Annotated in this window: 22 protein-coding genes; 7 read left to right on the forward strand and 15 right to left on the reverse strand. The window is 71.6% G+C overall.

What is annotated here, in order from left to right; translation table 11 throughout:
- Window positions 1-31 precede the first annotated feature (31 nt).
- The 8 genes from AB0C15_RS04460 to AB0C15_RS04495 form a co-directional block, all read right to left on the reverse strand.
- Entirely contained in the window at window positions 32-1,657 is a 1,626-nt protein-coding gene (locus AB0C15_RS04460; RefSeq protein ID WP_357348553.1) for a DUF4153 domain-containing protein, read from the reverse strand.
- Entirely contained in the window at window positions 1,654-2,736 is a 1,083-nt protein-coding gene (locus tag AB0C15_RS04465; RefSeq protein ID WP_357348555.1) for a HAMP domain-containing sensor histidine kinase, read from the reverse strand. Before AB0C15_RS04465 ends, AB0C15_RS04460 begins: the two co-directional genes overlap by 4 nt.
- Window positions 2,733-3,413, reverse strand: a complete 681-nt coding sequence (locus AB0C15_RS04470; protein ID WP_357348556.1) for a response regulator transcription factor — start codon at window positions 3,411-3,413, stop codon at window positions 2,733-2,735. The genes AB0C15_RS04465 and AB0C15_RS04470 overlap by 4 nt, the downstream gene beginning before the upstream one ends.
- A 119-nt stretch (window positions 3,414-3,532) precedes the next feature.
- Window positions 3,533-4,195, reverse strand: a complete 663-nt coding sequence (locus tag AB0C15_RS04475) for a DUF5701 family protein (RefSeq protein ID WP_357348558.1) — start codon at window positions 4,193-4,195, stop codon at window positions 3,533-3,535.
- A gap of 66 nt (window positions 4,196-4,261) precedes the next feature.
- On the reverse strand, window positions 4,262-5,023 hold the full coding sequence (locus tag AB0C15_RS04480) for a LytTR family DNA-binding domain-containing protein (protein WP_357348699.1): 762 nt from the start codon (window positions 5,021-5,023) through the stop codon (window positions 4,262-4,264).
- 23 nt (window positions 5,024-5,046) lie between these two features.
- Window positions 5,047-6,273, reverse strand: a complete 1,227-nt coding sequence (locus tag AB0C15_RS04485; RefSeq protein ID WP_357348559.1) for a histidine kinase — start codon at window positions 6,271-6,273, stop codon at window positions 5,047-5,049.
- 39 nt (window positions 6,274-6,312) lie between these two features.
- On the reverse strand, window positions 6,313-7,884 hold the full coding sequence (locus AB0C15_RS04490) for a sugar transferase (RefSeq protein ID WP_357348701.1): 1,572 nt from the start codon (window positions 7,882-7,884) through the stop codon (window positions 6,313-6,315).
- 263 nt (window positions 7,885-8,147) lie between these two features.
- Window positions 8,148-9,008: a DNA-formamidopyrimidine glycosylase family protein gene (locus AB0C15_RS04495; RefSeq protein WP_357348561.1), complete on the reverse strand. Its 861-nt coding sequence runs from the start codon at window positions 9,006-9,008 to the stop codon at window positions 8,148-8,150.
- Window positions 9,009-9,144: 136 nt separating this feature from the next.
- Here AB0C15_RS04495 and AB0C15_RS04500 point away from each other — a divergent pair, with 136 nt between their 5' ends.
- Window positions 9,145-10,452, forward strand: coding sequence for a glycosyltransferase family 4 protein (locus AB0C15_RS04500; RefSeq protein ID WP_357348562.1), 1,308 nt, complete (start codon window positions 9,145-9,147; stop codon window positions 10,450-10,452).
- A 183-nt stretch (window positions 10,453-10,635) separates the two neighbouring features.
- Here the strand turns inward: AB0C15_RS04500 and AB0C15_RS04505 are convergent, their stop codons facing one another.
- From AB0C15_RS04505 to AB0C15_RS04525, 5 genes are all read right to left on the reverse strand, one after another.
- Window positions 10,636-11,358, reverse strand: a complete 723-nt coding sequence (locus AB0C15_RS04505; protein WP_357348565.1) for a CDP-alcohol phosphatidyltransferase family protein — start codon at window positions 11,356-11,358, stop codon at window positions 10,636-10,638.
- Complete coding sequence (locus AB0C15_RS04510; RefSeq protein ID WP_357348567.1) at window positions 11,333-12,400, reverse strand: iron-containing alcohol dehydrogenase family protein; 1,068 nt, start codon at window positions 12,398-12,400, stop codon at window positions 11,333-11,335. The genes AB0C15_RS04505 and AB0C15_RS04510 overlap by 26 nt, the downstream gene beginning before the upstream one ends.
- Entirely contained in the window at window positions 12,388-13,119 is a 732-nt protein-coding gene (locus tag AB0C15_RS04515) for a phosphocholine cytidylyltransferase family protein (protein WP_357348569.1), read from the reverse strand. The genes AB0C15_RS04510 and AB0C15_RS04515 overlap by 13 nt, the downstream gene beginning before the upstream one ends.
- A 78-nt stretch (window positions 13,120-13,197) precedes the next feature.
- Window positions 13,198-13,965, reverse strand: coding sequence for a hypothetical protein (locus AB0C15_RS04520; RefSeq protein WP_357348571.1), 768 nt, complete (start codon window positions 13,963-13,965; stop codon window positions 13,198-13,200).
- Window positions 13,962-14,414, reverse strand: coding sequence for an NUDIX domain-containing protein (locus tag AB0C15_RS04525; protein ID WP_357348573.1), 453 nt, complete (start codon window positions 14,412-14,414; stop codon window positions 13,962-13,964). The genes AB0C15_RS04520 and AB0C15_RS04525 overlap by 4 nt, the downstream gene beginning before the upstream one ends.
- A 109-nt stretch (window positions 14,415-14,523) precedes the next feature.
- Between AB0C15_RS04525 and AB0C15_RS04530 the strand changes: the two genes are divergently transcribed.
- From AB0C15_RS04530 to corA, 4 genes are all read left to right on the forward strand, one after another.
- Window positions 14,524-14,916 (forward strand): CBS domain-containing protein, encoded by a 393-nt coding sequence (locus AB0C15_RS04530; RefSeq protein ID WP_357348575.1) that lies wholly within the window; start codon window positions 14,524-14,526, stop codon window positions 14,914-14,916.
- A gap of 83 nt (window positions 14,917-14,999) precedes the next feature.
- Window positions 15,000-15,458: an ester cyclase gene (locus AB0C15_RS04535; protein WP_357348577.1), complete on the forward strand. Its 459-nt coding sequence runs from the start codon at window positions 15,000-15,002 to the stop codon at window positions 15,456-15,458.
- 106 nt (window positions 15,459-15,564) lie between these two features.
- On the forward strand, window positions 15,565-16,659 hold the full coding sequence (locus tag AB0C15_RS04540; RefSeq protein ID WP_357348579.1) for a PLP-dependent aminotransferase family protein: 1,095 nt from the start codon (window positions 15,565-15,567) through the stop codon (window positions 16,657-16,659).
- 319 nt (window positions 16,660-16,978) lie between these two features.
- Window positions 16,979-18,127 carry a magnesium/cobalt transporter CorA gene (gene corA, locus AB0C15_RS04545; protein ID WP_357348581.1) on the forward strand — a complete coding sequence of 383 codons (1,149 nt, stop codon included), beginning with the start codon at window positions 16,979-16,981 and terminating at the stop codon, window positions 18,125-18,127.
- Between the two features lie 69 nt (window positions 18,128-18,196).
- Here the strand turns inward: corA and AB0C15_RS04550 are convergent, their stop codons facing one another.
- Entirely contained in the window at window positions 18,197-18,973 is a 777-nt protein-coding gene (locus AB0C15_RS04550; RefSeq protein WP_357348583.1) for a hypothetical protein, read from the reverse strand.
- A gap of 84 nt (window positions 18,974-19,057) precedes the next feature.
- Between AB0C15_RS04550 and AB0C15_RS04555 the strand changes: the two genes are divergently transcribed.
- On the forward strand, window positions 19,058-19,588 hold the full coding sequence (locus tag AB0C15_RS04555) for a peptidylprolyl isomerase (RefSeq protein ID WP_357223359.1): 531 nt from the start codon (window positions 19,058-19,060) through the stop codon (window positions 19,586-19,588).
- A 94-nt stretch (window positions 19,589-19,682) separates the two neighbouring features.
- Window positions 19,683-20,600, forward strand: a complete 918-nt coding sequence (locus AB0C15_RS04560) for a rhomboid family intramembrane serine protease (RefSeq protein ID WP_357348585.1) — start codon at window positions 19,683-19,685, stop codon at window positions 20,598-20,600.
- 4 nt (window positions 20,601-20,604) lie between these two features.
- Here the strand turns inward: AB0C15_RS04560 and AB0C15_RS04565 are convergent, their stop codons facing one another.
- Window positions 20,605-21,033 carry a PH domain-containing protein gene (locus AB0C15_RS04565; protein WP_357348587.1) on the reverse strand — a complete coding sequence of 143 codons (429 nt, stop codon included), beginning with the start codon at window positions 21,031-21,033 and terminating at the stop codon, window positions 20,605-20,607.
- Between the last annotated feature and the right edge of the window lie 75 nt (window positions 21,034-21,108).

The raw sequence follows: 21,108 nt of genomic DNA on the forward strand, positions 1-21,108 counted from the left end.
CCCGCCGTACGCGATTGTCAAGCGTTCACGCTCAGCGGCGTCCCAGGTCGAGACAGTAGGTCAGGGTGGTGTTCAGTGGAATTTTGTCGAGTTCCGCTCGGGCCCGCAGCCGGCCGAGATTCGTCGCCCAGAGGCCGTCCCGAGGCTGCTCGGCGGCCATCCGCGTCAGTGCGCAGGTGCGCATCGGATGGGGCAGGCGGGCCAGCGCCGGCACGGCGTCGGCGGACAGCCCGGACACGTAGTCGACGTCCAACCGGCCGGTCTCCAGGTACCTGTCGACGTTCCGGTCGGCGATCAGCCGGTCGGGGTTGACGAGTGCCAGGCCGAGCAGCGCCAGCACCGCCGTGCCGATCACCAACCGGGGCAGCCACTCGGCCCGCAGCCGCACCACGGCGACCCCGACCAGCAGGAAGAGCAGGCCGAGCCACAGCTCCGCGGTCGCCACGACGAGCCGCAGCCGGGTCGCCCCGTACGCGTCGGAGTAGACCTGCATCCGGTAGAGCGCCGAGGCGACGATCACCAGACTGAGCACGGTGAGCGTGCCGAGCAGGATGCGGACCAACAGCCGGTCCGCCCGGGTGGCCTTCGGGGCGCGGCGAGCGGCGATGGCGATCACCAGCAGGGTGAGCGCGGTGATGGCGAGCAGTTGCCAGAAACCGCCCCGGGCGTACTGGGCGTAGGTGAGCCCGGCCGTCCGCAGCACGTGCCCCGCGCCGCCGAACAGCACCGTGATCTGGACCAGCACGAACGCGGCAAACAGGGCGTCGAGCAACACCAGCGGGACGGTCCACTCCAGTCGGTGGACCTGGCGTGACGGCGCCGGCCGCAGGCCCTCCAGGTCGGGTGCGCCACCGACCAGGTACGCGCCACCGAGCAGCACCCCGCCGATCAGTGCCAGGCGGAACGTCCAGCCGATCACGGCGGGCAGTGAGATGTCCGGCAGTAGGCCGGTGACCAGCTCGGCGAAGACCGCGTCGGCGGAGGCGAAGAGCACCCCGAAGAGCGCCAACAGCACTGCGGAGGTCACCAGGCTGGTGAGGATGCGCCCGAAGCCGATCCCGGACCCCGGCGGTCCGGTTTCACGTACCCCGCGTGCCGCCCACGGGAGGGCCCGGACCGCCGCGGCGGGCGGTAGCGTCGCGGCGAGCAGCATCCCGAGCGGGCTCCGCGCGCCGGTCACCGCGAGAGTCCCGGTCACCACGGCCGCGAGCAGGCAGAGGGCGAAGAGCCAGCCGGCGGCCCGGACTGTGCCGACGGCTGTCAGCGCGACAGTCATGACGACCCAGATGGCCTGTTCCGCCCGCCCCGGTGCCCCCGTGGCACCGGGACGGGCGGTGGCCGCCTGGAGGCTCGCGGTCACGAGGGCGGCGGTGACCGCGAGTGCCGCCACCAGCCAGCCGAGACCCGGACGAACCATCGTCAGGGTCGACGCGCCGACGACCGCCGCAGCCGCAAGCGCCCCCAGCGTCAGCGGGCGGGCGGGGTCGGGAGGCCCCGGCCAGCGGCGCGCGACGAGCGACGGGGGCCGGGGCGGGGCAGCGGTGACCGGCCACGCCTGAGGTCGTCCGGCGACGGGTGTGCCAGCCGGGCCGGGCCGCACCGCCGGGGAGTCCGCTGGCCCGCCGGCCGGGAGCGGGTTGTTGCCGGGGCTGGTCATGCCGCCTCTTCTCGGGACTGCCCGTCGCGCGGGATGGTGACCTGGATGCGGCAGCCGGGCCGGTCACCGTGGACCGGTCGAGCGGGGTCGAGGACCCGGATCCGACCGCCGTGCAGTTCGACGACCCAGCGGGCGATGGCCAGGCCGAGCCCGGTGCCGCCGCCGGCCGACCGGTCGCCGCGGGTGAACCGCTCGAAGACCCGGGAACGCTCGATCGGTGGAATGCCCTGGCCCTCGTCGCTCACCTCGAAGCTGAGCTGGTCGCCGTGCTCCTCCGCGCTGACCCGCACCAGGCCACCGGGTGGACTGTGTCGCGCCGCGTTGTCGAGCAGGTTCGCGAAGACCTGGTGCAGCCGCCACGGGTCCGCGTGGACCGTCAGCGGCGCCGGCAGGTCGCGCAGTTGGAAGCGCACGTCCAGGCCGGCACCGGACGTACTTGCCGTGGCGTGCTCGACTGCCTCGTCGAGGAAATCCCCCACGTCGATGTGGACGCGTCGTAGCGGCACCACGCCGGCGTCGAGGCGGGACAGGTCGAGCAGGTCGGCGACGAGGTGCCCGAGCCGTTCGGTCTGGGCCAACGCCGAGCGCAGCGCTGCCGGTTCGGGGTCGGCCACCCCGTCCACCATGTTCTCCAGCACCCCCTGCAACGCGGTGATGGGCGTACGCAGCTCGTGCGAGACGTTCGCGATCAGCTCGCGTCGGCGCTTGTCGGCGGCGTGCAGGTCCTCGGCCATCTTGTTGAACGCCTGGGCCAGCTCACCGACCTCGTCGCGGGAGGTGGCACGCACCCGGCGGGTGTAGTCGCCCCGGGCCATCGCACCGGCGGCCGAGGTCATGTCCCGCAGCGGCGAGGTCATGCCGTGCGCGAGCACCTGCGAGGTGAGCAGGGCGACGCCGATCGCGGTGGCCGAGGTGACCGGTGGCGGCCAGCCGATGCCGTACGAGAAGTAGGCAAGCCCCGCCGCACCGGAGGCGACCAGCAGCACGCCCAGCTTCAACTTGATCGAGCGCACCGGGTCCAGCGGTCGGGGCAGCAGCTCCAGCACCCGGTCCAGACGGGTGAGCAGGGTCGCCGTCATGACGGCAGCTCCAGGGCGTAGCCGACCCCGTGCACGGTGCGGATGAGGTCGGCGCCCAGCTTGCGGCGCAGGGCCTTGATGTGGCTGTCCACGGTGCGGGTGCCGCTCCCGTCACCCCACCCCCAGACATCGGCGAGCAGTCGTTCCCGGGGGAGCACCGTGCGGGGTCGACCCGCGAGGTGGACCAGCAGGTCGAACTCGGTGGGGGTGAGGTGCACGTCCACCCCGGCCCGGCGGACCCGTCGCTCGGCCTCGTTGATCTCGATGTCGCCGAGGCGGATGGCGGGCGGGGCCGGAGTGGCGGCGGCCCGCTCCATCCGCCGCAGCAGGACGTGCACCCGGGCGGTGAGTTCCCGCATGGAGAACGGTTTGGTGAGGTAGTCGTCGGCGCCGAGGGCCAGCCCCACGAGCAGGTCGGTCTCGTCGTCCCGGGCGGTGAGCATCAGTACCGGCACCGGTCGGTCGGCCTGGATCCGGCGGCACACCTCCAGGCCGTCGAAGCCGGGCAGCATCACGTCGAGGACGACGAGATCCGGCTGTCCGGCGTGGAACTGGGCGACCGCGCTGGGCCCGTCCGCCGCGATCTCCACGGTGAAACCCTCGGCCCTCAGACGGGCGGCGATGGACTCGGCGATGGTTCGTTCGTCCTCGACCACCAGGACCCGGCGTTCCTTCATGGGTCCTGACTGTAGGGAGCCGCCATGGAGATCGTTGGGTCGCGTTGTGAACAACCTGTGGAGAACCGCTCACGCCTGTGGATAACTCTGCGGCTGGGTCGATCATCGGTCTCCGACTGTCACTCCAGGCCGATGCGCTCCGGCCGGGCGGAGGCGGAGCCGAGCCAGGTGTGCGGGTTGCCGTACCAGCACCAGCCCAGCTTCGGTGCGCCCTGGCTGATCCACAGTGCCGGCACCCGCTTGTCGCCGCAGCGGGAGCCGACAAGCGAGAAGCACCTGTTGCTCGCCAACGCGGCCGGGTGCAGCGTGACGAAGGCGAGCCCCTCGTCGATGCTGAGCGGCAGCCGGCCCTGCGCGGTGATCCCCTCCATGGCCGTCGCCGGGGCCAGGTTCCGGAATTCCTCCCCCCGGTCGACGTCGAAGAGCAGGTACGCCGGCCCGGCCGGCACCTCCAGCTCCTTGATCGGGTCGAAGCGGGGCAGGTCGTCCTCGGCGTAGTTCCGGTCCAGGATGCCGGGCTTGCGCTTGCCGGCCAGGCTGGTCAACTCCAGTCGTTCCCGTACCCCGATCAGCTCCCGGGTGACGACGAGCAGGAACGGCACCCGGGCGTCGGTGGGGGCGGGCAGGCCGGCGGCGCCCTCGACCGCGCGCGCCCGCAGTGGTGCGACCAGGTCACGGAAGCCGCTCTCGGTCGACCCGGCGAGGGCCGGATAGCCGAGCTGCACCAGTCGGTCGAGTTGCCGGTCGAATTCTGTTTCGGCGTGGAACGGGGTTTCGGTCACGGTAGGCCTCCCGACAGTCGTACGGACTAGCGTACAACGTACGGTAGGACTGCTCCCATTCCCGGCTCAGCGATTCCAATCCTGTTTCGCGGCCCTGACCAGCTTGTCCTTCAGCTCCCTGGTGTGCCGCCGGCTCACCGGCAGCTCGGAAGAGTCGATCACCACCACGTAGCCGGAGTTGACGAGCCGCAGCTCCGCGATCAACTTCAACTGGACCAGATACGAGCGGTGCACCCGGACGAAACCGGCGTCGGCCCAGCGCTCCGCCAACGTGGCAAGCGGGACGCGCACCAGGTGCGACCCCTCGGCGGTGTGCAACCTGGCGTAGTCGCCCTGCGCCTCCACCCACCGCACCGCCGAGCGGGGCAGCATCCGGGTGGTGCCGGCCAACTCGATCGGGATGGTCGGGTCCTCCTCGGCACGGGCCAACGCCGCCGGGTGCGACGGCACCACCCGCGAGCCGATCACCCGGCGCAGCGACTCGGCCAACCGATCGGCACGAACCGGTTTCCGCACGTAGTCGGTGGCACCCAGATCGAAGGCGTCCACCGCGCCGTCGTCGTACGCGGTGACGAACACGATCGCCGGTGGCCGGGCGAAGCGGCGCAGCACCCGGGCCAGCTCCATGCCGTCCAGGCCAGGCATCCGGATGTCCAGGAAGACCACGTCCACGTCCGCGTCGCGCAGCAGCCGCAGCGCCTCGGTGGCGTCCCCGGCCGTGTGCAGACGGGCCACCCTGGGGTCGGCCCGCAGGTGGTACGCCAACTCGTCGAGCGCGGGTGGCTCGTCGTCCACCGCGAGGACGCGCAGGAAACCGGACGCGTTCACCGCGCCCGTCCCGGTCCGCTCGCTCACGACCCGGCCCGTACGCCGGGATGGAACTTCGGCACCCGCATGCTCACCTTCGTGCCCGAACCCAGCCCGGTCTCCACGACCAGGCCGAAGCGGTCCCCGAAGACCGAGCGCAACCGCTCGTCGACGTTGGAGAGGCCCACGTGCTGGCCCGTGTCGTCAGCCGGGTCGCCAGTGCCACGGGCCAACTCGGCGATGCCGGCGGTAAGCGTGGTCGGATCCATTCCCACTCCGTCGTCCTCCACCGTGATGTGACATTCGGCGCCCGCGTCCCGAGCCTCGATGCTCACCATGCCCGTGCCCGGCTTGCGGGACAACCCGTGGCGAACCGCGTTCTCCACCAACGGCTGGAGGCAGAGGAACGGCAACGTCACCGGCAGCACCTCCGGGGCGATCTGCAAGCGCACCTGCAACCGGTCGCCGAACCGGGCCCGCTCGATGGTCAGGTAACGGTCGATCGACCGCAGCTCCTCGGCGAGCGTGGTGAACTCCCCGTGCGCCCGGAACGAGTACCTGGTGAACTCGGCGAACTCCAGGATCAACTCCCGGGCCCGCTCCGGGTCGGTGCGCACGAACGAGCCGATCGCGGTCAGCGCGTTGTAGATGAAGTGCGGGCTGATCTGCGCCCGCAACGCCCGGATCTCGGCGCGGGCCAGCCGCTCCCGCGACGAGTCCAGCTCGGCCAGCGCGAGCTGGTTGCCGGCCCAGTGTGCCGTCTCCAGGGTGGCCTGCACCAGGCCCGGAGGTGGCGGACTGTCGGCGACCGCCACCAGCGCGCCGACCACCCGGCCGTCCGCCGCGAGCAACGGTGCGACCACCGCACCCCGGATCGGGCAGTCGACGCGGTCGCAGTGCAGCTCCTGCTCACCGAGCACGGTCGAGCGGCCGGAGCCCACCGTGCGCTGGGCCGCCGCGAGCAGTTGCGCCGCGTGGTGCGTGCCGCGTCCGTCGAGGGCCAGCAGCCGGTCGGCGTCGGTGAGCGCCAGCCCGGCCGCACCCACCAGAGCCCGCAGATGGCGTACGGCCTTCGCCGCGCCCGCCTCGCTCAGCCCCGCGCGCAGCGGCTCGGCGGCCAGACCGGCGGTGTGCAGCACCTCGTAGGTGGCCCGCTGGGTGGCGGTGGCGATGCCGCGGCGGGCCCGCAGCCGCAGCACCGCGAGCAGGGCCGCGGTCAGCGCGGTGACGAGTGAGACGACGCCGACCACGGCGGAGAGGTTGGCAGCCACGCAGCGATCCTCGCCGCTGCGGGCCGGCGCGCCAACCCTCTAGTACGCGCCCTTGCGGGCGAGCACCACTCCGACCGTGCGCCACAGGATGCTCAGGTCGTACGCGAGCGACCAGTTGTCGACGTAGTAGAGGTCCAGTCGGACCGACTCGTCCCAGGACAGGTCGGAGCGGCCGGAGACCTGCCACAGCCCGGTCATGCCGGGGCGGACCAGCAGGCGGCGGCGGACGTCACCAAGGAAGTCACCGTCGTCGGCCGGCAACGGTCGGGGCCCGACCAGCGACATCTCGCCCCACAGCACGTTGATCAGCTGCGGCAGCTCGTCGAGCGAGGTGGCCCGCAGGAATCGGCCGACCGGGAAGACCCGAGGGTCCTCCTTCATCTTGAAGAGCATGCCGTCGGTCTCGTTGCGGTCGACCAGGCTGGCCAGCCGGTCCTCGGCGTTGACGTACATGGTCCGGAACTTCCACACCCGGAACGTGCGCCCCTCGTGCCCCACCCGCGGCTGGCGGAAGAAGACCGGCCCGGGATCGGAGATCCGGATCGCCACGGCGATGGCCAGGAAGAGCGGGATCAGCAGCAGCAGGCCCAGGCCGGCGGCGACCCGGTCCATCAGGTTCTTAGCCAGCAGCGCCGGCCCGGAGAGGGTCGGCTCCTCGACGTGCAGCAGCGGCAGACCCTCGATCGGCCGGATGTGCACCCGGGGCCCGGCGATGTCGGTCAACTGCGGAGCGACCACCAGGTCGACGCCGGAGCCCTCCAACTGCCAGGCCAGCCGGCGCAGCTCGCCCGGCTCCGCGCTGGCCGACCCGCAGACGGCGATGGTGTCTCCACCGACCTCACGGACCAGCGCCAGCACGTCGCGTCCGGCGTACACCGGAACCGGGGTCGGCATGCCGCGGGCCGCCGCGTACCCGTCGGTGATGTGGATGGCGACGGGCATCAGCCCGGCGGCCGGGCTGCGGGTGACCGCCGCGTAGACCTCGAGACATTCCGGCAGGGTGCCGACCAGCACCATCCGGTGCGCGGCCTGACCGGCGCGTCGCCGGATGTAGTGCAGCGCCCAGCGGGCCACGAAACGGCCCCACAGGATCAACAGCAGCGCCCCGAGCAGCGCGGTGCCGACCGTCCAGCGGGACAGCGCGGTCTTGGTGGCGAAGGCGAGGAACGAGACGCTCGCGGCGACGGTCACCGCCGCCCGGATGACCCGTTTGAACTCGTCCGGCCCGAGCCCCAGGTAGCGCCGGTCGTAGGCCCGGTTGCTCCAGAGGATTACCACCCAGCCGAGCGGAAGCAGCAGGTAGGAGACGGTGTGGAACCAGGTCGGGTCCTGCTTGAGGTCGGAGAACCCGGAGGCGGCCTGATCGAACAGTTGGATCGCGATCCAACTTGCGAACGCCGCCGCGCCGAAGTCGAGCAGCAGCAGGATCGCCGTGTAGGGGCGGTGCCAGCGGGAGACGCGGCGTCGCGCTCGGGCCCAGGCCGACCGGGGTACGCCGTTGTGGGACGGCGGCGTCGGCGGCTGGATCTCGAAGCTGTCGACGTGCCGCACGAGTCTGCTCCGGCCTTCGTTGGTTACCGGGCGCTGGAGGCTTGCCGTCACCTCACCCATGTCCTCCCGCATGACACGGGCCGCTCACTCGGCGTGAGGGCCCGGTCGCCCACCGTCCCAGTCTCCCACGCGGGCTCCGAGCGGTCGCCGCTCCGATGGAGATTGGCGATCGACGGTGCTGGCAGGATCTGGCCGGCTCCGCACCTTTTCAGAAGCCGGGGACCGGGCCACTATACCGATGGATGCGCGCGTGACCAGAACGGCGGACCGGAGCTTCCACTCAGTGAGGGCGATTCCACTCGGTAGCCCTGAAGTGGAATTACTCACCGTACGAGGCGAGACAACCGACGGTCAGCGAGTGGCTTGCCGCCGGTCTGGCAGGTCGGGCAGTACTGGAGGCTGGAGTCGGCGAACGACACCTCCCGGACGGTGTCCCCGCAGACCGGGCAGGGCAGCCCGGTGCGGGCGTGCACCTTCAGCCCGGAGCGCTTCTCGCCCTTGAGCTCCGCGGCCCGCTGACCGAGGGACCGCTCGACCGCGTCGCCGAGGACCTGTCGGGTGGCGGCGTGCAGGGTGGCGATCTGAGCGTCGGTGAGCCGGTCGGTGATCGCGAACGGGGACAGCTTCGCGGCGTGCAGGATCTCGTCGGAGTACGCGTTACCCACCCCGGAGAGCACCGACTGGTCGGTCAGCACCCCCTTGACCTGCCCCCGCCGGCTCCGCAGCCGCTCGGCGAAGGTGGGCAGGTCCGCGGCGAGCGCGTCCGGGCCCAGCTTGGCCACCCCGGGGACCGCCGCGAGGTCGGTGACCAGATACGCGGCGAGCTTCTTCTGGGTGCCCGCCTCGGTGAGGTCGAAGCCGGAACCGTCGTCCAGGCGTACCCGCACGGCGATCGGGCCCTTACCCGGGCGCAGCGGAGTGGTGGCGGGGAACGCCTCCCGGTAGTGCAACCAGCCGGCACGCGCCAAATGCACCACAAGGTGCAGGTCACCCTCGAACAGGACGTCGAGGAACTTGCCGTGCCGAGCGGCGTCGACCACCGCCCGACCGGCGACCTCGGTCGGTGCCGGCTCGTACGTCTTCAGGGCACTGATCGCGGCGATCTCCAGCCGATCGACGCGCCGCCCCACCGCGCGCTGCCGCAGGTAACCCGCGAGCGCCTCAACCTCCGGTAGTTCGGGCACGGTCCAACGGTAGCCTTCTTTCCCGTGAGCGTGCGGAATGAGCTTGCGAGTTCCCACCGCGAGCGCGAGGAGTGAGCTTGCGAGCCCCGCAGTCGCGAGCAACAGTCGGCACAGCCGCGAACGAAGGGCAAGCTCAGTGAGAATCGTGGTGGCGCACAACCGGTACCGGGAAGCCCAGCCGTCCGGTGAGAACACCATCGTCGACTCGGAGATCGCCCAGCTCACCGCCGCTGGCGTCGAGGTGCTGCCCTTCATCCGCAGCTCGGACGAGATCCCGTCGATGTCGAAGGCCGCCAAGGCGCTGCTGCCGATCTCGCCGATCTGGGCGCCACGCGCCCAGCAGGACCTGAGCCGGCTGCTCACCGAGCACCGACCTGACGTGTTGCACCTGCACAACCCGTACCCCCTGATCTCGCCCTGGGTGGTGCGGACCGCGCACCGGCACGGCGTGCCGGTGGTGCAGACGGTGCACAACTACCGGCAGGTCTGCTCCTCGGGGATCTACTTCCGCGACGGCGTGATCTGTCAGGACTGCAAGGGTCGGGCGTTGGGTGTGCCGGCGATCAAGCACCGCTGCTACCGCGACTCGGCGGCGCAGAGCGCGCTGATGGCGACCACACTCGCCGTGCACCGGGGCACCTGGCGCTCGGTGGACAGGTACATCGCGCTCACCTCGGCGATCGCCGACCACCTCCGCGACTACGGCATTCCGGACGACCGCATCGTGGTGAAGCCGAACTCGGTGCCCGACCCGGGTCGGCCGGCGCCGCTCGGTGACGGGTTCCTCTACATGGCCCGACTCTCCCCGGAGAAGGGCGTCGACCTGCTGCTGGACGCCTGGCGTCGGCACCCGGTGGGCTCCCTGGGCACGCTGCGGGTGGCCGGCGACGGTGAGCTGCGCCCACTCGTGGAGGCGGCCGCCGCCGAGCGGCCCGACGTGGTCTACCTCGGTCAGCTCGACCGGGCCGGCGTGCGGGCGGCGGTAGAGGCGAGCGCTGTGGTGATCGCCGCCGCGATGTGGCACGACGTGCTGCCCACCGTGATCATCGAAGCCATGGCGAGCGGCCGGCCGGTGCTCGGGACGGCGCTTGGCGGCATTCCGTACCTGGTCGGGGCGGACGCCCCGCACGAGCCCGCCGGCACCGGCCCGGCAGCCGTCGCCTCGGCGGTCGCGTCGCCGGTCGCGTCCGAGGTCGCCTCGCCGATCGCCCCCGGGATCGGACGGTCGGCGATGCCGGCCGGGATCGCTCAGGGCGAGGCTGGTTGGGTGGTCGCACCGGAACCAGCCGCGCTCGCAGCCGCCCTGCCGGTCGCCCGCGCCGGCGCGGCCGGACTGGCCCTGGCCGCCCGCGCCCGCTACGAGCGCACCTTCCACCCCGACGTGGTCACCAAGCGGCTCATCGACATCTACGCGGGTCTGGCCCACACCCGCAACCACGTCTGAATCCGCGCCTTTCCCGGCGGCTCTGCTCCGCGCCCGACCACCTGCCCCCTGCGCTGCCGTCGGGAAGGTGGGCCCACCGGCAAGATCACCGCAACATCAGGGTTGTTGCGGCCTGCCGCCAGCCCGAGGCAGCAACAACAGCCGGGCCGGGCGGGTGCCCGACGGGCGTGCGGGTGGGGTGGGTCAGCGTAGGGAGGCGCGGGCCGAGAAGGCGATGCTGGCCAGCAGGAAGCCACCGTTGACGATGGTGAAGGCGACAATCACCCAGAGGGTCAGCGCGGGGGCCACAGCGAGCACCAGGGCGGCCACGAAGATCACCGCGCCGTAGTCGCGGATCAGCTTCACCAGGCGTACCGGCAGCGAGGTCGAGGTGACCATGCTTGCCGCGTTCGGGCCGGCCTGCATCACCGACGTCACCAGGTTGACCATCCAGGTGCCCGCGAAGGTCGCCACGAGCCAGGTCGGCGTGGACGGCTCCTGCGCCACGGCGGTGGCGGCCAGGGCTGCCACCAGGGCGATCTGCGCGGCCACGTCGCAGAGCACGTCGACCCGGGCGCCGGCCGCGCTGCCCTGGCCGGTCACCCGGGCCAACTGCCCGTCCGCGCAGTCCAGGGCGTACGCCACCTGCCAGCCGACCAGGGCGAGCAGGCCGACCACCCAGGCCGGTACGTCCCCGGCGGCGACCGGGCCGGCGAGCGCCACCACGGTGACCGAGGTGGCCAGCCCGAGCACCAGGTTGGTGATCGTCAACGCGGTCGGTCGTAGCCCGAGCCGTTGGGCGACGAGCGCGAAGACGGCCCCCAGCCATTGGCTGATCGACTCGCTGAACAGGCCGCCGCCCCGGTTTACCCGGTGGAAGTCGGCGACGGTGGGACGGGGGTCAGCCAAGCTGGTCGCGGATTGCACCGGCGTAGTCTGCCAGCCGTTCCTTGGTCTCGGTAGGCGACAGTGCCAGGTGTTCGAGGATGGTGTACCGGTCCGGCCGGGTACGCGGTGCGAACTGCACCGCTTCGATGAACTGGTCGTCGGTGAGCGCGACCTCGGCGGGGAGCCGGGGCAGACCGTGCCGGGCCAGGCAGGCCGACATCTCGCCGAAGCGGCGGAGGTCCCCGCGCAGCCAGGTGCAGAACAGCGCGCCCAGCCCGGCCAACTCACCGTGCGACGCGGTCCCGGGGAAGAGCGAGTCGACCGCGTGCATGATCTCGTGGCAGCCGCCGCTGCACGGACGGCTGGTGCCGTCGACGGCCATCGCCAGGCCGCTGGAGATCAGTGCTTCGGCGAGGACTGTCACGAAGGCGTCGTCGCTCATGTCGCCGGGGTGGTTGAGCACCGCCTCGGCACCCGCTCGCGAGAGTGAGGCGGCCAGCCCGTCGACCGGCTCACCGCGTACCTGTCGGGACAGCTCCCAGTCGGCGAGCGCGCTGATGTTGCTGATCACGTCGCCGATGCCGGCCCGGTTGTGCCGGTCCGGGCCGCTCTCCACGAAGTCCAGGTCGACGATCACCCCGATCGGAATGTGTACGCCGTAGGAGCCCTTGATCCCGTCGGTGATCAGGCTGGCCACCGGGGAGGCGATCCCGTCGTTGGCGAGACTTGTCGCCACCGACACCATCGGCAGCCCACGACGGGTCGCCGCGTACTTGGCGACGTCGATGGTCTTGCCACCGCCGATGCCGACGACCGCGTCGTACGACCGGGCGCGCAGTTTGCCGCCCAGGTCGTCGGCGGCGTCGAGTGTCCCGCCGGAGACGGTGAACACGTCGGCCGAGCGCAGTGACGGCCGGATCAGCTCCGCGATCTGGGCACCCTGACCCGGGCCGACCACCACGGCGACGTCACCACCGGAGGAGATCCGCCCGTCGGCCAGGATCGCGCCCAGGTCGGCGACCGCCCCGCGTCGCACGTCGATGTGCAGCGGGGTGAGGACGCTCCGAGCTAGTAGCGGCACGCGATCTCCCGCGCGCGGGCCAGGTCGGCGTGGTTGTCGACCTCGACCCAGGGGACGTCACCGATCGGCGCCGCCCGCACCTCGCCGCCCCGGTCGGAGAACTCCTGGTAGCCGTCCTCGTAGTAGAGGTTCGGGTCCCGTCGCCAGGTCGCCTCCAGCGCGTCGGCGAGGGCGTCGGCGACCTGCGGCTCGATGAGCGTCGCGCCGATGTACTCCCCGTACGCCTCGCCCGGGTCCATCAGCTTGGTGATCCGGGTGAGCTGGCCGGCGGCGTCGAAGGTGGTCTTCATCTCCTCCTCGGCCAGCGGCTTGAGGGTGTCCACGGCCAGCAGGATGCCCGGCCCACGCTCGGCGAGCAGGGTCTTCTCCACGCTCACCGGGTGGACGGTGTCCCCGTTGACGAGCAGCACGCCACGGGCGAAGTGCTCCCGGGCGAGCCAGAGCGAGTAGGCGTTGTTCCACTCCTCGGCCTTGTCGTTGTGCACCAGGGTGAGCGTGACCCCGTACTTCTTCTCCAGCTCCGCCTGGCGGGTGACGACCGCGTCCGCCGCGTAGCCGACGACGATCACGATCTCGGTGAGCCCGACCTCGGCGAGGTTGCCCAGCGCGATGTCCAGGATCGTCGTCTCGCCGTCCACCGGCACCAACGCCTTGGGCAGGGTGTCGGTGTACGGGCGCAGCCGTCGTCCCGCGCCGGCCGCGAGCACCATTCCGATCATCGCGACATCCTCCCTCGTCCTGCTCCGGTCACCGCTGGAGGATAGCGCCGGCCGGGTGCGGCGCTCCGGTCAACCGGGTCAGCCGGGCAGGGCCGCCAGGTCGGCGAGCATGGTCAGCCGTTCCTCGGTGCTGAGCGTGGCGTACGGGCCGGCGGCCCGCCGGTCGGTTTCCAGCTCGATGGCGAGCCGTTCGGGGCCGGTTGGCAGGGCGCCGATGCTCGCCGCGGTGTGCCCGGCGGCGGTCCAGGCGGCGGCGTGCGCGTCGGCCCGGTGGTGTCGCAGCGCGCCGAGCCGGTTGAGCAGCAGCACGCCCGACGGGGTGCCGTCCGGCTCGTACGGAGGTGCCAGCGCGGTGAAGGCCGACCCGCCCGGGTGCTCCTCCTCGTCGGCGAGCACCAGGGCGTACGACAGCAGTCGGCCGAGGACTGCCACCAGCCGGGCGACCCGGTCGTCGTGCCCGGCCCACAACTCCTCGGTGACCTCGGCGTGCACCTGGTACAGCTCGGCGAGGAATGCGGCGCCACGCTCGGTGGCGGAGAGGGTGCCGTCCGGGCCGCGGTAGATCATCCCGTGTGCCACCTGCTTGTCCACGGTTCGTCGGCGGACGACCGGGTCCTGGTAGCGGGTGATCGCCGCGAACCCGGGCCCGTCGACGGTGCCACCGGGAGCGGCCAGCCGGGTGCGCAGGTCGACGAGGAAGCCGGTCGCCGTGACTCCGCCGTAGCGCTGGGACAGTTCGGCGCCACCGCCGTCCCGGCCGGCGAGCATGCCGGCGCGGAAGGTCCGGTCCACGGCAGGTGCGAGCAGCCCGGCGATCCGGTGGGGCGCCAGTTCGACGGTGTTCACCGACCGATCGACCGCAGGGCGGCGAAGCCCTCCTCCGCGATCCGCCGGATCAGCCCGTCGTTGACGTCGCGGTGCTCGTCGAGCACTGTCACCTCGTGCTCGGCCAGCCATCGGTACTCGGTGTGCTTGCCGGCCTCGAGCGTCGGGTGGTCGAGGTCGCCGTCGACGCGGACCAGGAAGTCGTACTCGGTCCGGGCAAGACCGTCGTCGCCGACGTAGTGGTACTCGCCCACCTGGCCCAGGACGTGCGAGAGGACCCAGCCGGTCTCCTCGGTGATCTCCCGGCGTAACGCCTCGTCGATGTCTTCGCCCGGCTCCAGATGGCCGCCGACGATGTCCCAGCAGTTGGGAAACAGGGCTCGGTGTGGTGACCGGCGCTGGAAGAAGATGCGGTCGTCGTGGTCGACGATCAGCGCGCCGGCGCAGCGCAGGGGCTCGGTGGACACCATCCGACAGTAGCCAGCCTCCGCAGCATGTGCGATGCCGCTCTTGTCCCGGAAACATCCACCGACCACCATGTCCGTACCGAATGCCACCGTCCCAAAGGGGTGATGCGTGATGCAGGTACGGGATGCGATGTCCAGCCAGGTCCTCGTCGTCGGTCCGGAGCACACGCTCCGCCAGGCGGCCCGGATGATGTCGGCCCGCGGTGTCGGGTCGGCGGTCGTGATCGACCCGGACTCCGAGGGTGTGGGGATCATGACCGAACGCGACGTGTTGAAGGCCATCGGCGCCGGCCTGGACTGCGACGTGGAACGCACCAGCGCCCACCTGACCTGGGACGTCGTCTACGCCGGGCCGGAATGGACGGTGGCCGAGGCCGCCGCCGCGATGGCCCGGGGCGGGTTCCGGCACCTGGTGGTGCTTGACGGCCGGGAGGTGGCCGGCGTGATCTCCGTACGGGACATCATGCGGGTCTGGTCGGAGAGCCAGGCGGTCGCGACGACCTGACCGGGGGTGGTGTGCCGGGACGGATCGATGGGTAGACATCCCTCGCGGGCGCGGAGGTGCCGTGGCCCGTGGGGGAGGTCCCGATGCGCGACGCGGAGCGGCTGGTCGAGCAGCAGTACGCCATGCTCCTGCGCCGGGACGTGGCCCGCCTTCCGGATCTCTATGCCCCGGAGGCGTTCTACGCCATGCCGGGTGTGACGGTCCGCCCCATCGAGCTGCCGGCGCTCCTGCGTACCTGGACCGGCGCCTTTCCCGACCTGCGGGTCGACCCGATGGGTGCGGTCCGCACGAGCGGTGGTGCCGCGGTCGAGCTGCGTCTGACCGGCACCCACACCGGCACCCTGCATTCGCCGTACGGCACCATCGCGCCCACCGGCCGCCTGGTGAGCTGGGAGGTGGCCGACGTGGTTCGGGCTCGTAAGGGCCGGATCACCGCGTGGCGTTCCTACTTCGACTGGAGTCAGCTCCTCGACGCGCTCGGCGTGCAGCTTGAGGGGTTTTCCCGGGCGGCGCAGCACGACGCGCTCGCCCTTCCGGTCTGATCTGCGGCCGACCGGACGAGGAGAGTCACCCGACCCGGTGGCTCAGGATGCGGACATCGCCGTGCCGACCGCGCGTTCCCCGCTGCCGCCCGTACGCTCAACATCCATGACCGCCGAGCAGTTGATCTCCTTTGCCCGTGGGGCTCCCTCGCTGGACATCGTCGATGTCGAGGGGCTCAAGGCCGCCGCCGTCCGCGCCTTCGACGCCGACCCCGCGGGGGTGACGGCGTACGGCACCTCCGTCGGGTACGTTCCGCTGCGGAAGTGGATCGCCGAGAAGCACGGGGTCGAGGCCGACCAGGTGCTGGTGACCAACGGGTCGCTCCAGGCCGACGCGTTCCTCTTCGACCACCTGGTCCGCCCCGGCGACACGGTGGTGGTGGAGCGCCCGACGTACGACCGGACGCTGCTCAACCTGAAGCGGATGGGCAGCGAGCTGCACAGCGTCTCGGTCCAGCCGGACGGCCTGGACACTGCCGAGCTGCGCAAGCTGCTGGAGTCCGGGGTGCGGCCCCGGCTCGCGCACGTCATCCCGAACTACCAGAACCCGGCCGGCATGACGCTGTCGCTGGAGAAGCGTCGGGAGCTGCTGGACCTGGCCGCCGAGTACGAGTTCACGATCTTCGAGGACGACCCGTACGCGGATGTCCGCTTCCGGGGCGAGGCGCTGCCGTCGATGCTCTCGCTGGACACCCGCAACGTGGTGGTGCACGCGTCGAGCTTCACCAAGACGGTCTGCCCTGGCGTGCGGGTCGGCTACCTGGTCGGCCCGGCCGACCTGATCGCCTCGATCGCGAAGAACGCGACGAGCCTCTACATCTCCCCCGGGATGGTGTCCCAGGCGATCGTGCACCAGTTCTGCGTCTCCGGTGACATCGACCGCTCGATCGAGACGGTCCGGGCGGCGCTCGGCGAGCGCGCCCAGGTGCTCGCCGAGTCGCTGCGCCGGCACCTGCCGCAGGCGCGTTTCGTGGAGCCCGACGGCGGCTACTTCCTCTGGGTGGAGTTCCCGGACGACGTGCTCGTCGATCGGCTCGCCCCGGCGGCGGCCGAGCGTGGGGTCGCCGTGGTCAAGGGCAGCGACTTCATGCTGGACGGCGGCCAGCACGCGCTCCGACTGGCCTTCTCGGCGGTGACCGCCGACCGGATCGACGAGGGCGTCCGGCGGCTCGCGGAGGCCGTCGAGGCCGTCCGAAGCTGAGCGTTCTGTCGGGTTCCCGACAGAACGACGATGCCGGCCGTCCCGGGGCTCCCCTCCGGGCGGCCGGCTGGCCCACAATGCTGCGAGCGTCAGCCCGTCAGCTGAGAGGCCCGGTCTCCGGGGCCGGGCCCAGCCCGGGTCGACGCGACAGCACAACCTCCCGCCCCCACAGGTGCCGGGCGGGCCGTGTCGTCCCCCGCACACCCCCCGATGCGGCCCGGCCCGCCCGACGCCGCCCCTGCACGCGACCGCCGTCACACCGGTCCTCGACCGCGGTCGGCGTAGCCTGCAAGCCGAGCTGAGCGCGGGAGGTGACGCGATGACGGATCGGACAGAGCGGGACCGGACGGCACCGTCGTCCAACGGTCGGGTGCTACGGCCCCGGGCGTGGCCCTCCCCGGTCCGGGCGATGACCCGGATCCTCAACGCCGACGGCTCGCCGCCCGCGCCGGCCCCGATCGGCGCCGGTCGCAGCGCGGTGGTCGACTGCGCGCTGTACGTGGACGGCAAGCGGCAGCCCGGTGACTGGACGTACGCGGAGGCGCTGGCCGCGGCCCGTCGCGAGGAGCACGGCTTCGTCTGGATCGGCCTGCACCAGCCGGAGCTGGCCGAGATGACCGCGATCGCGGAGACCTACGGTCTGCACGAGCTGGCGGTCGAGGACGCGGTCAAGGCCGAGCAGCGCCCCAAGCTGGAGCGGTTCGGCGACGTCGTCTTCCTGGTGCTACGCACCGCCCGTTACTGCGAGCACACCGAGCTGACCGAGAACTCCGAGGTGGTGGAGACCGGGCAGGTGATGCTCTTCATCGGCCCGAACTTCGTGATCAGCGTCCGGCACGGGGACGCCTGCCGGCTCGCCCCGATCCGCGCCGACCTGGAGACCAAGCACGAGTTGCTGCTGCACGGCCCGTGGGCGGTGGCGTACGGGGTGACCGACCGGGTGGTCGACCTCTATCTGGAGGTGGCCGAGCAGATCGAGGACGACCTGGACACGCTGGAGGCGGAGGTCTTCGACCGGCACGGCCACGGGCGCATCCAGCGGATCTACCAGATGAAGCGGGAGCTGGTGGAGTTCAAGCGGGCGGTGGTGCCGCTGCAACGGCCGCTGATGACGCTGACCTCCCAGGTCAACCGGGACGTGCCCAAGGAGATCCGCAAGTACTTCCGGGACGTGCAGGACCACCTGAGCCGCACCGTGGAGCAGGTGAACTCCTACGACGACCTGCTGAACTCGATCCTCCAGGCGCGGCTGGCCCAGGTCACCGTCGACCAGAACAACGACATGCGCAAGATCGCCGCCTGGGCGGCCATCGCCGCGGTCTGGACCTCGATCGCCGGCGTCGAGGGGATGAACTTCGACAACATGCCCGAGCTGAAGATGACGTACGGCTATCCGGTGGCTCTGGCCCTCATGCTCGGGGTGTCGCTGGCCCTCTACCGCTGGTTCCGCCGCAACGGCTGGCTCTGACCCGCGACGCGGAAGCGCCGACGAGCGGGGTCGACCCGCTCGCCGGCGCCTGACGCGCTGCCGCTGAGGTCAGCGGCGGCCGTTACGGGCCGTGTCCTTGCCAAGTGCCTTGGTGAGGTCGTCGGTCGGCCGACCGGAGACGTCGGTGGCGCCCTCGGCGACCGACGGGACCTTGTCGGTCGGGCGGACACCGGTCTGCTTGGCCGGGGCGGTGGTGCTGGCGCTGGAACCGCCGGCCACCGCCGAACTGCCCGCGCCGGTCATCCCCGCAGCGCCGGACATGGTGGACCCGTCCGACCCCCGGGTGGCGGACGGCGTACGGACCTCGATCGAGTCGACCTCGTCGCGCATCGGCTCCAGGGTGCTGCGGGTCGGGTCGTACTCGGCCCACTCCTGCTGCTCGCGGCGACGACGCAGCGCCACCGCGCCGGCCAGGCCGGCGATGGCACCCGCCGCCAGCAGGCCAGTCATCATCGAGCCGCGACGGCGCGGCTGCTTCTTCCTACCGGTGATCCGCATGGTCTTCGACTTGGCCTTCCTGGTCAGCGGCCCGGCCTGCGCGGCGCCGTCACGGGCCGCCGCCGCCAGCGGTGCCAGCGTGGTGAGCGTCGTCCCCCAGCCGGTCGACGCGCGGTCACGAACCATCGCCGCGGTCGGTGCGACGTAGCCCCGGGCCACCTGGACCCGCGGGCCGACGGTCGCTCCAGCGCCCTTCGCGGCGTGGTTGGCTGCCTGCATCAGGTGGCTGATGCTCTGGTTCAGCTCGGCCTTGGCCAACTGACCCTGGGACTTGCGCCGCCCGATTCGAAACACGGTCCTACCTCCTGGGAGTTGTTCCTTCGTCATCCTCCACCTTCGGATGCCTCCGCGATGCCAGATCGGGCACATGGGAGGATCCGCATGGAACTGACCAACGAGTGAGGAGTACCCGTGGCCGAGGCTGTCTACGCCACCCTGCACACCAACGCTGGCCCGATCCGGCTGGAGCTCTTCCCCAACCACGCGCCGAAGACCGTCCGCAACTTCGTCGACCTGGCCGAGGGCAACCGTGAGTACACCGACCCGCGCACCGGTCAGCCGGGCAGTGGTCCGTACTACGACGGCACCATCTCGCACCGGGTGATCAGCGGTTTCATGGTCCAGATGGGCGACCCGACCGGCACCGGTCGGGGCGGCCCGGGCTACAAGTTCGCCGACGAGTTCCACCCGGAACTGCGGTTCGACCGTCCGTACCTGCTGGCGATGGCGAACGCCGGACCGGGCACCAACGGTTCGCAGTTCTTCATCACCGTGTCCCCGACGCCGCACCTCAACAACCGGCACACGATCTTCGGCCAGGTCGCCGACGAGCAGTCGGTGAAGATCGTGGATTCGATCGCGAACACCCCTACCGGTCCGAGCGACCGTCCGCTCCAGGACGTCGTCATCGAGCGGGTCGAGATCGAGCGGTCCGCTTCCTGAGCGACTCGCGAGGTACCTTTGCTCGCATGATTGAGCGCTCCGGAGCATGGCCGGTGCCGGTGGACCGAGCGGTGGCGGACGAAGGGTTGGCCCGGTGAGCGAGTCTCCGCCGACCACCCCGGTCTGCTACCGGCACCCCGGTCGGGAGACCTACGTCCGGTGCACCCGCTGTGACCGGCCGATCTGCCCGGACTGCATGCGGGAGGCCTCGGTCGGGCACCAGTGCCCGGAGTGCGTCAACGAGGGACGTCGCAGTGTCCGGCCGGCGCGTACCGCCTTCGGCGGCGGTATGGCCGGCCGGCACGGCCTCGTCACCAAGGGGCTGATCGCCCTGAACGTGCTGCTCATGCTGCTGTCCATCGCCTCCGACCGGGGTGGGGACGCGGCAGCGGGCGGTTCCGGGTTCGGAGGGCTGGCCGGTGGCGAGACACCACTGACCCGTTGGGGTGGCGTGCTCGGCTACGCCTCGTACATCCCCTTCGGCCCGGTGCACGGCATCGCGGCCGGCGAGTGGTACAGGCTGGTCACCGCCATGTTCCTGCACTACGGGTTGCTGCACCTGCTGCTGAACATGTGGGCACTGTGGGTGCTCGGCCGGGAGTTGGAGGGGGTGCTCGGTCGAGCGCGCTTCCTCGCCCTCTACCTGATCGCGGGCCTGGGCGGCAACGTCGCCGTCTACCTGTTCAGCCCCGCCAACCAGTCGCCGACCGTCGGTGCGTCGACGGCCACCTTCGGGCTCTTCGCCGCGATCTTCGTGATCATGCGACGTCTCGGCCTCAGCACCTCGGCGATCGTGCCGATCCTCGTCATCAACCTCGTCTTCACGTTCGCCGTACCGGGCATCTCGATCCCCGGGCACCTGGGCGGGCTGGTGGTCGGTGGGCTGCTGGCGTTGGTGCTCGCGTACGCGCCACGAAGTCGGCGCACGCTTGTGCAGACCGTCGGTGCCGGGGTCATCCTGCTGGTCCTGCTCGCCCTGGTGCTGGTCCGCACCGCCTACCTGCTCGGCTGACCGATCAGGCGTTCGGGCGGGCGGCCCGCAGCGCGGCGGCCACCTCCTCCGGGGTGGCCCCCAGGTCGTACCGGCCGAACAGGTGCAGCGAGTTGCCCGCGTCGATTTCCAGGGTTTCGCTGGTCAGGCCCAGCCGGGGCCGCCTGTCGACGGCGATAGCCTCGACCGTCGACCAGGGCAGCAGCCGCCGGCCGGCGAAGCCACGGATGACGGTGAGCCCGGCCGGGTCCACCGCCAACCGCACCGGCGCGACCAGGTCACGTACCGCCCAGCCGGCAAGCGCTGCGGCGGCCAGGGCGGCCAGGGCGAGCCGGATCGGGTCGCCGTCGGAGAAGAGCAGCCCGAGCGCGACGAGCAGAACCGCGCCGGCCACCTTCGCCGCCGGCAGGCCCGGCGGCACTCGCCACTGTCGGTCCGGGGAGGTCTCATTCACCCGCCCAGCATGCCAGCGCTGCGCCGGATCGTAGCCCCGGGCGCCGGGGGGCCCCGACGACGTAGGATCGGGACA

The sequence above is a fragment of the Micromonospora sp. NPDC048835 genome (assembly GCF_040649995.1).
In the GTDB taxonomy this organism is placed as follows: domain Bacteria; phylum Actinomycetota; class Actinomycetes; order Mycobacteriales; family Micromonosporaceae; genus Micromonospora.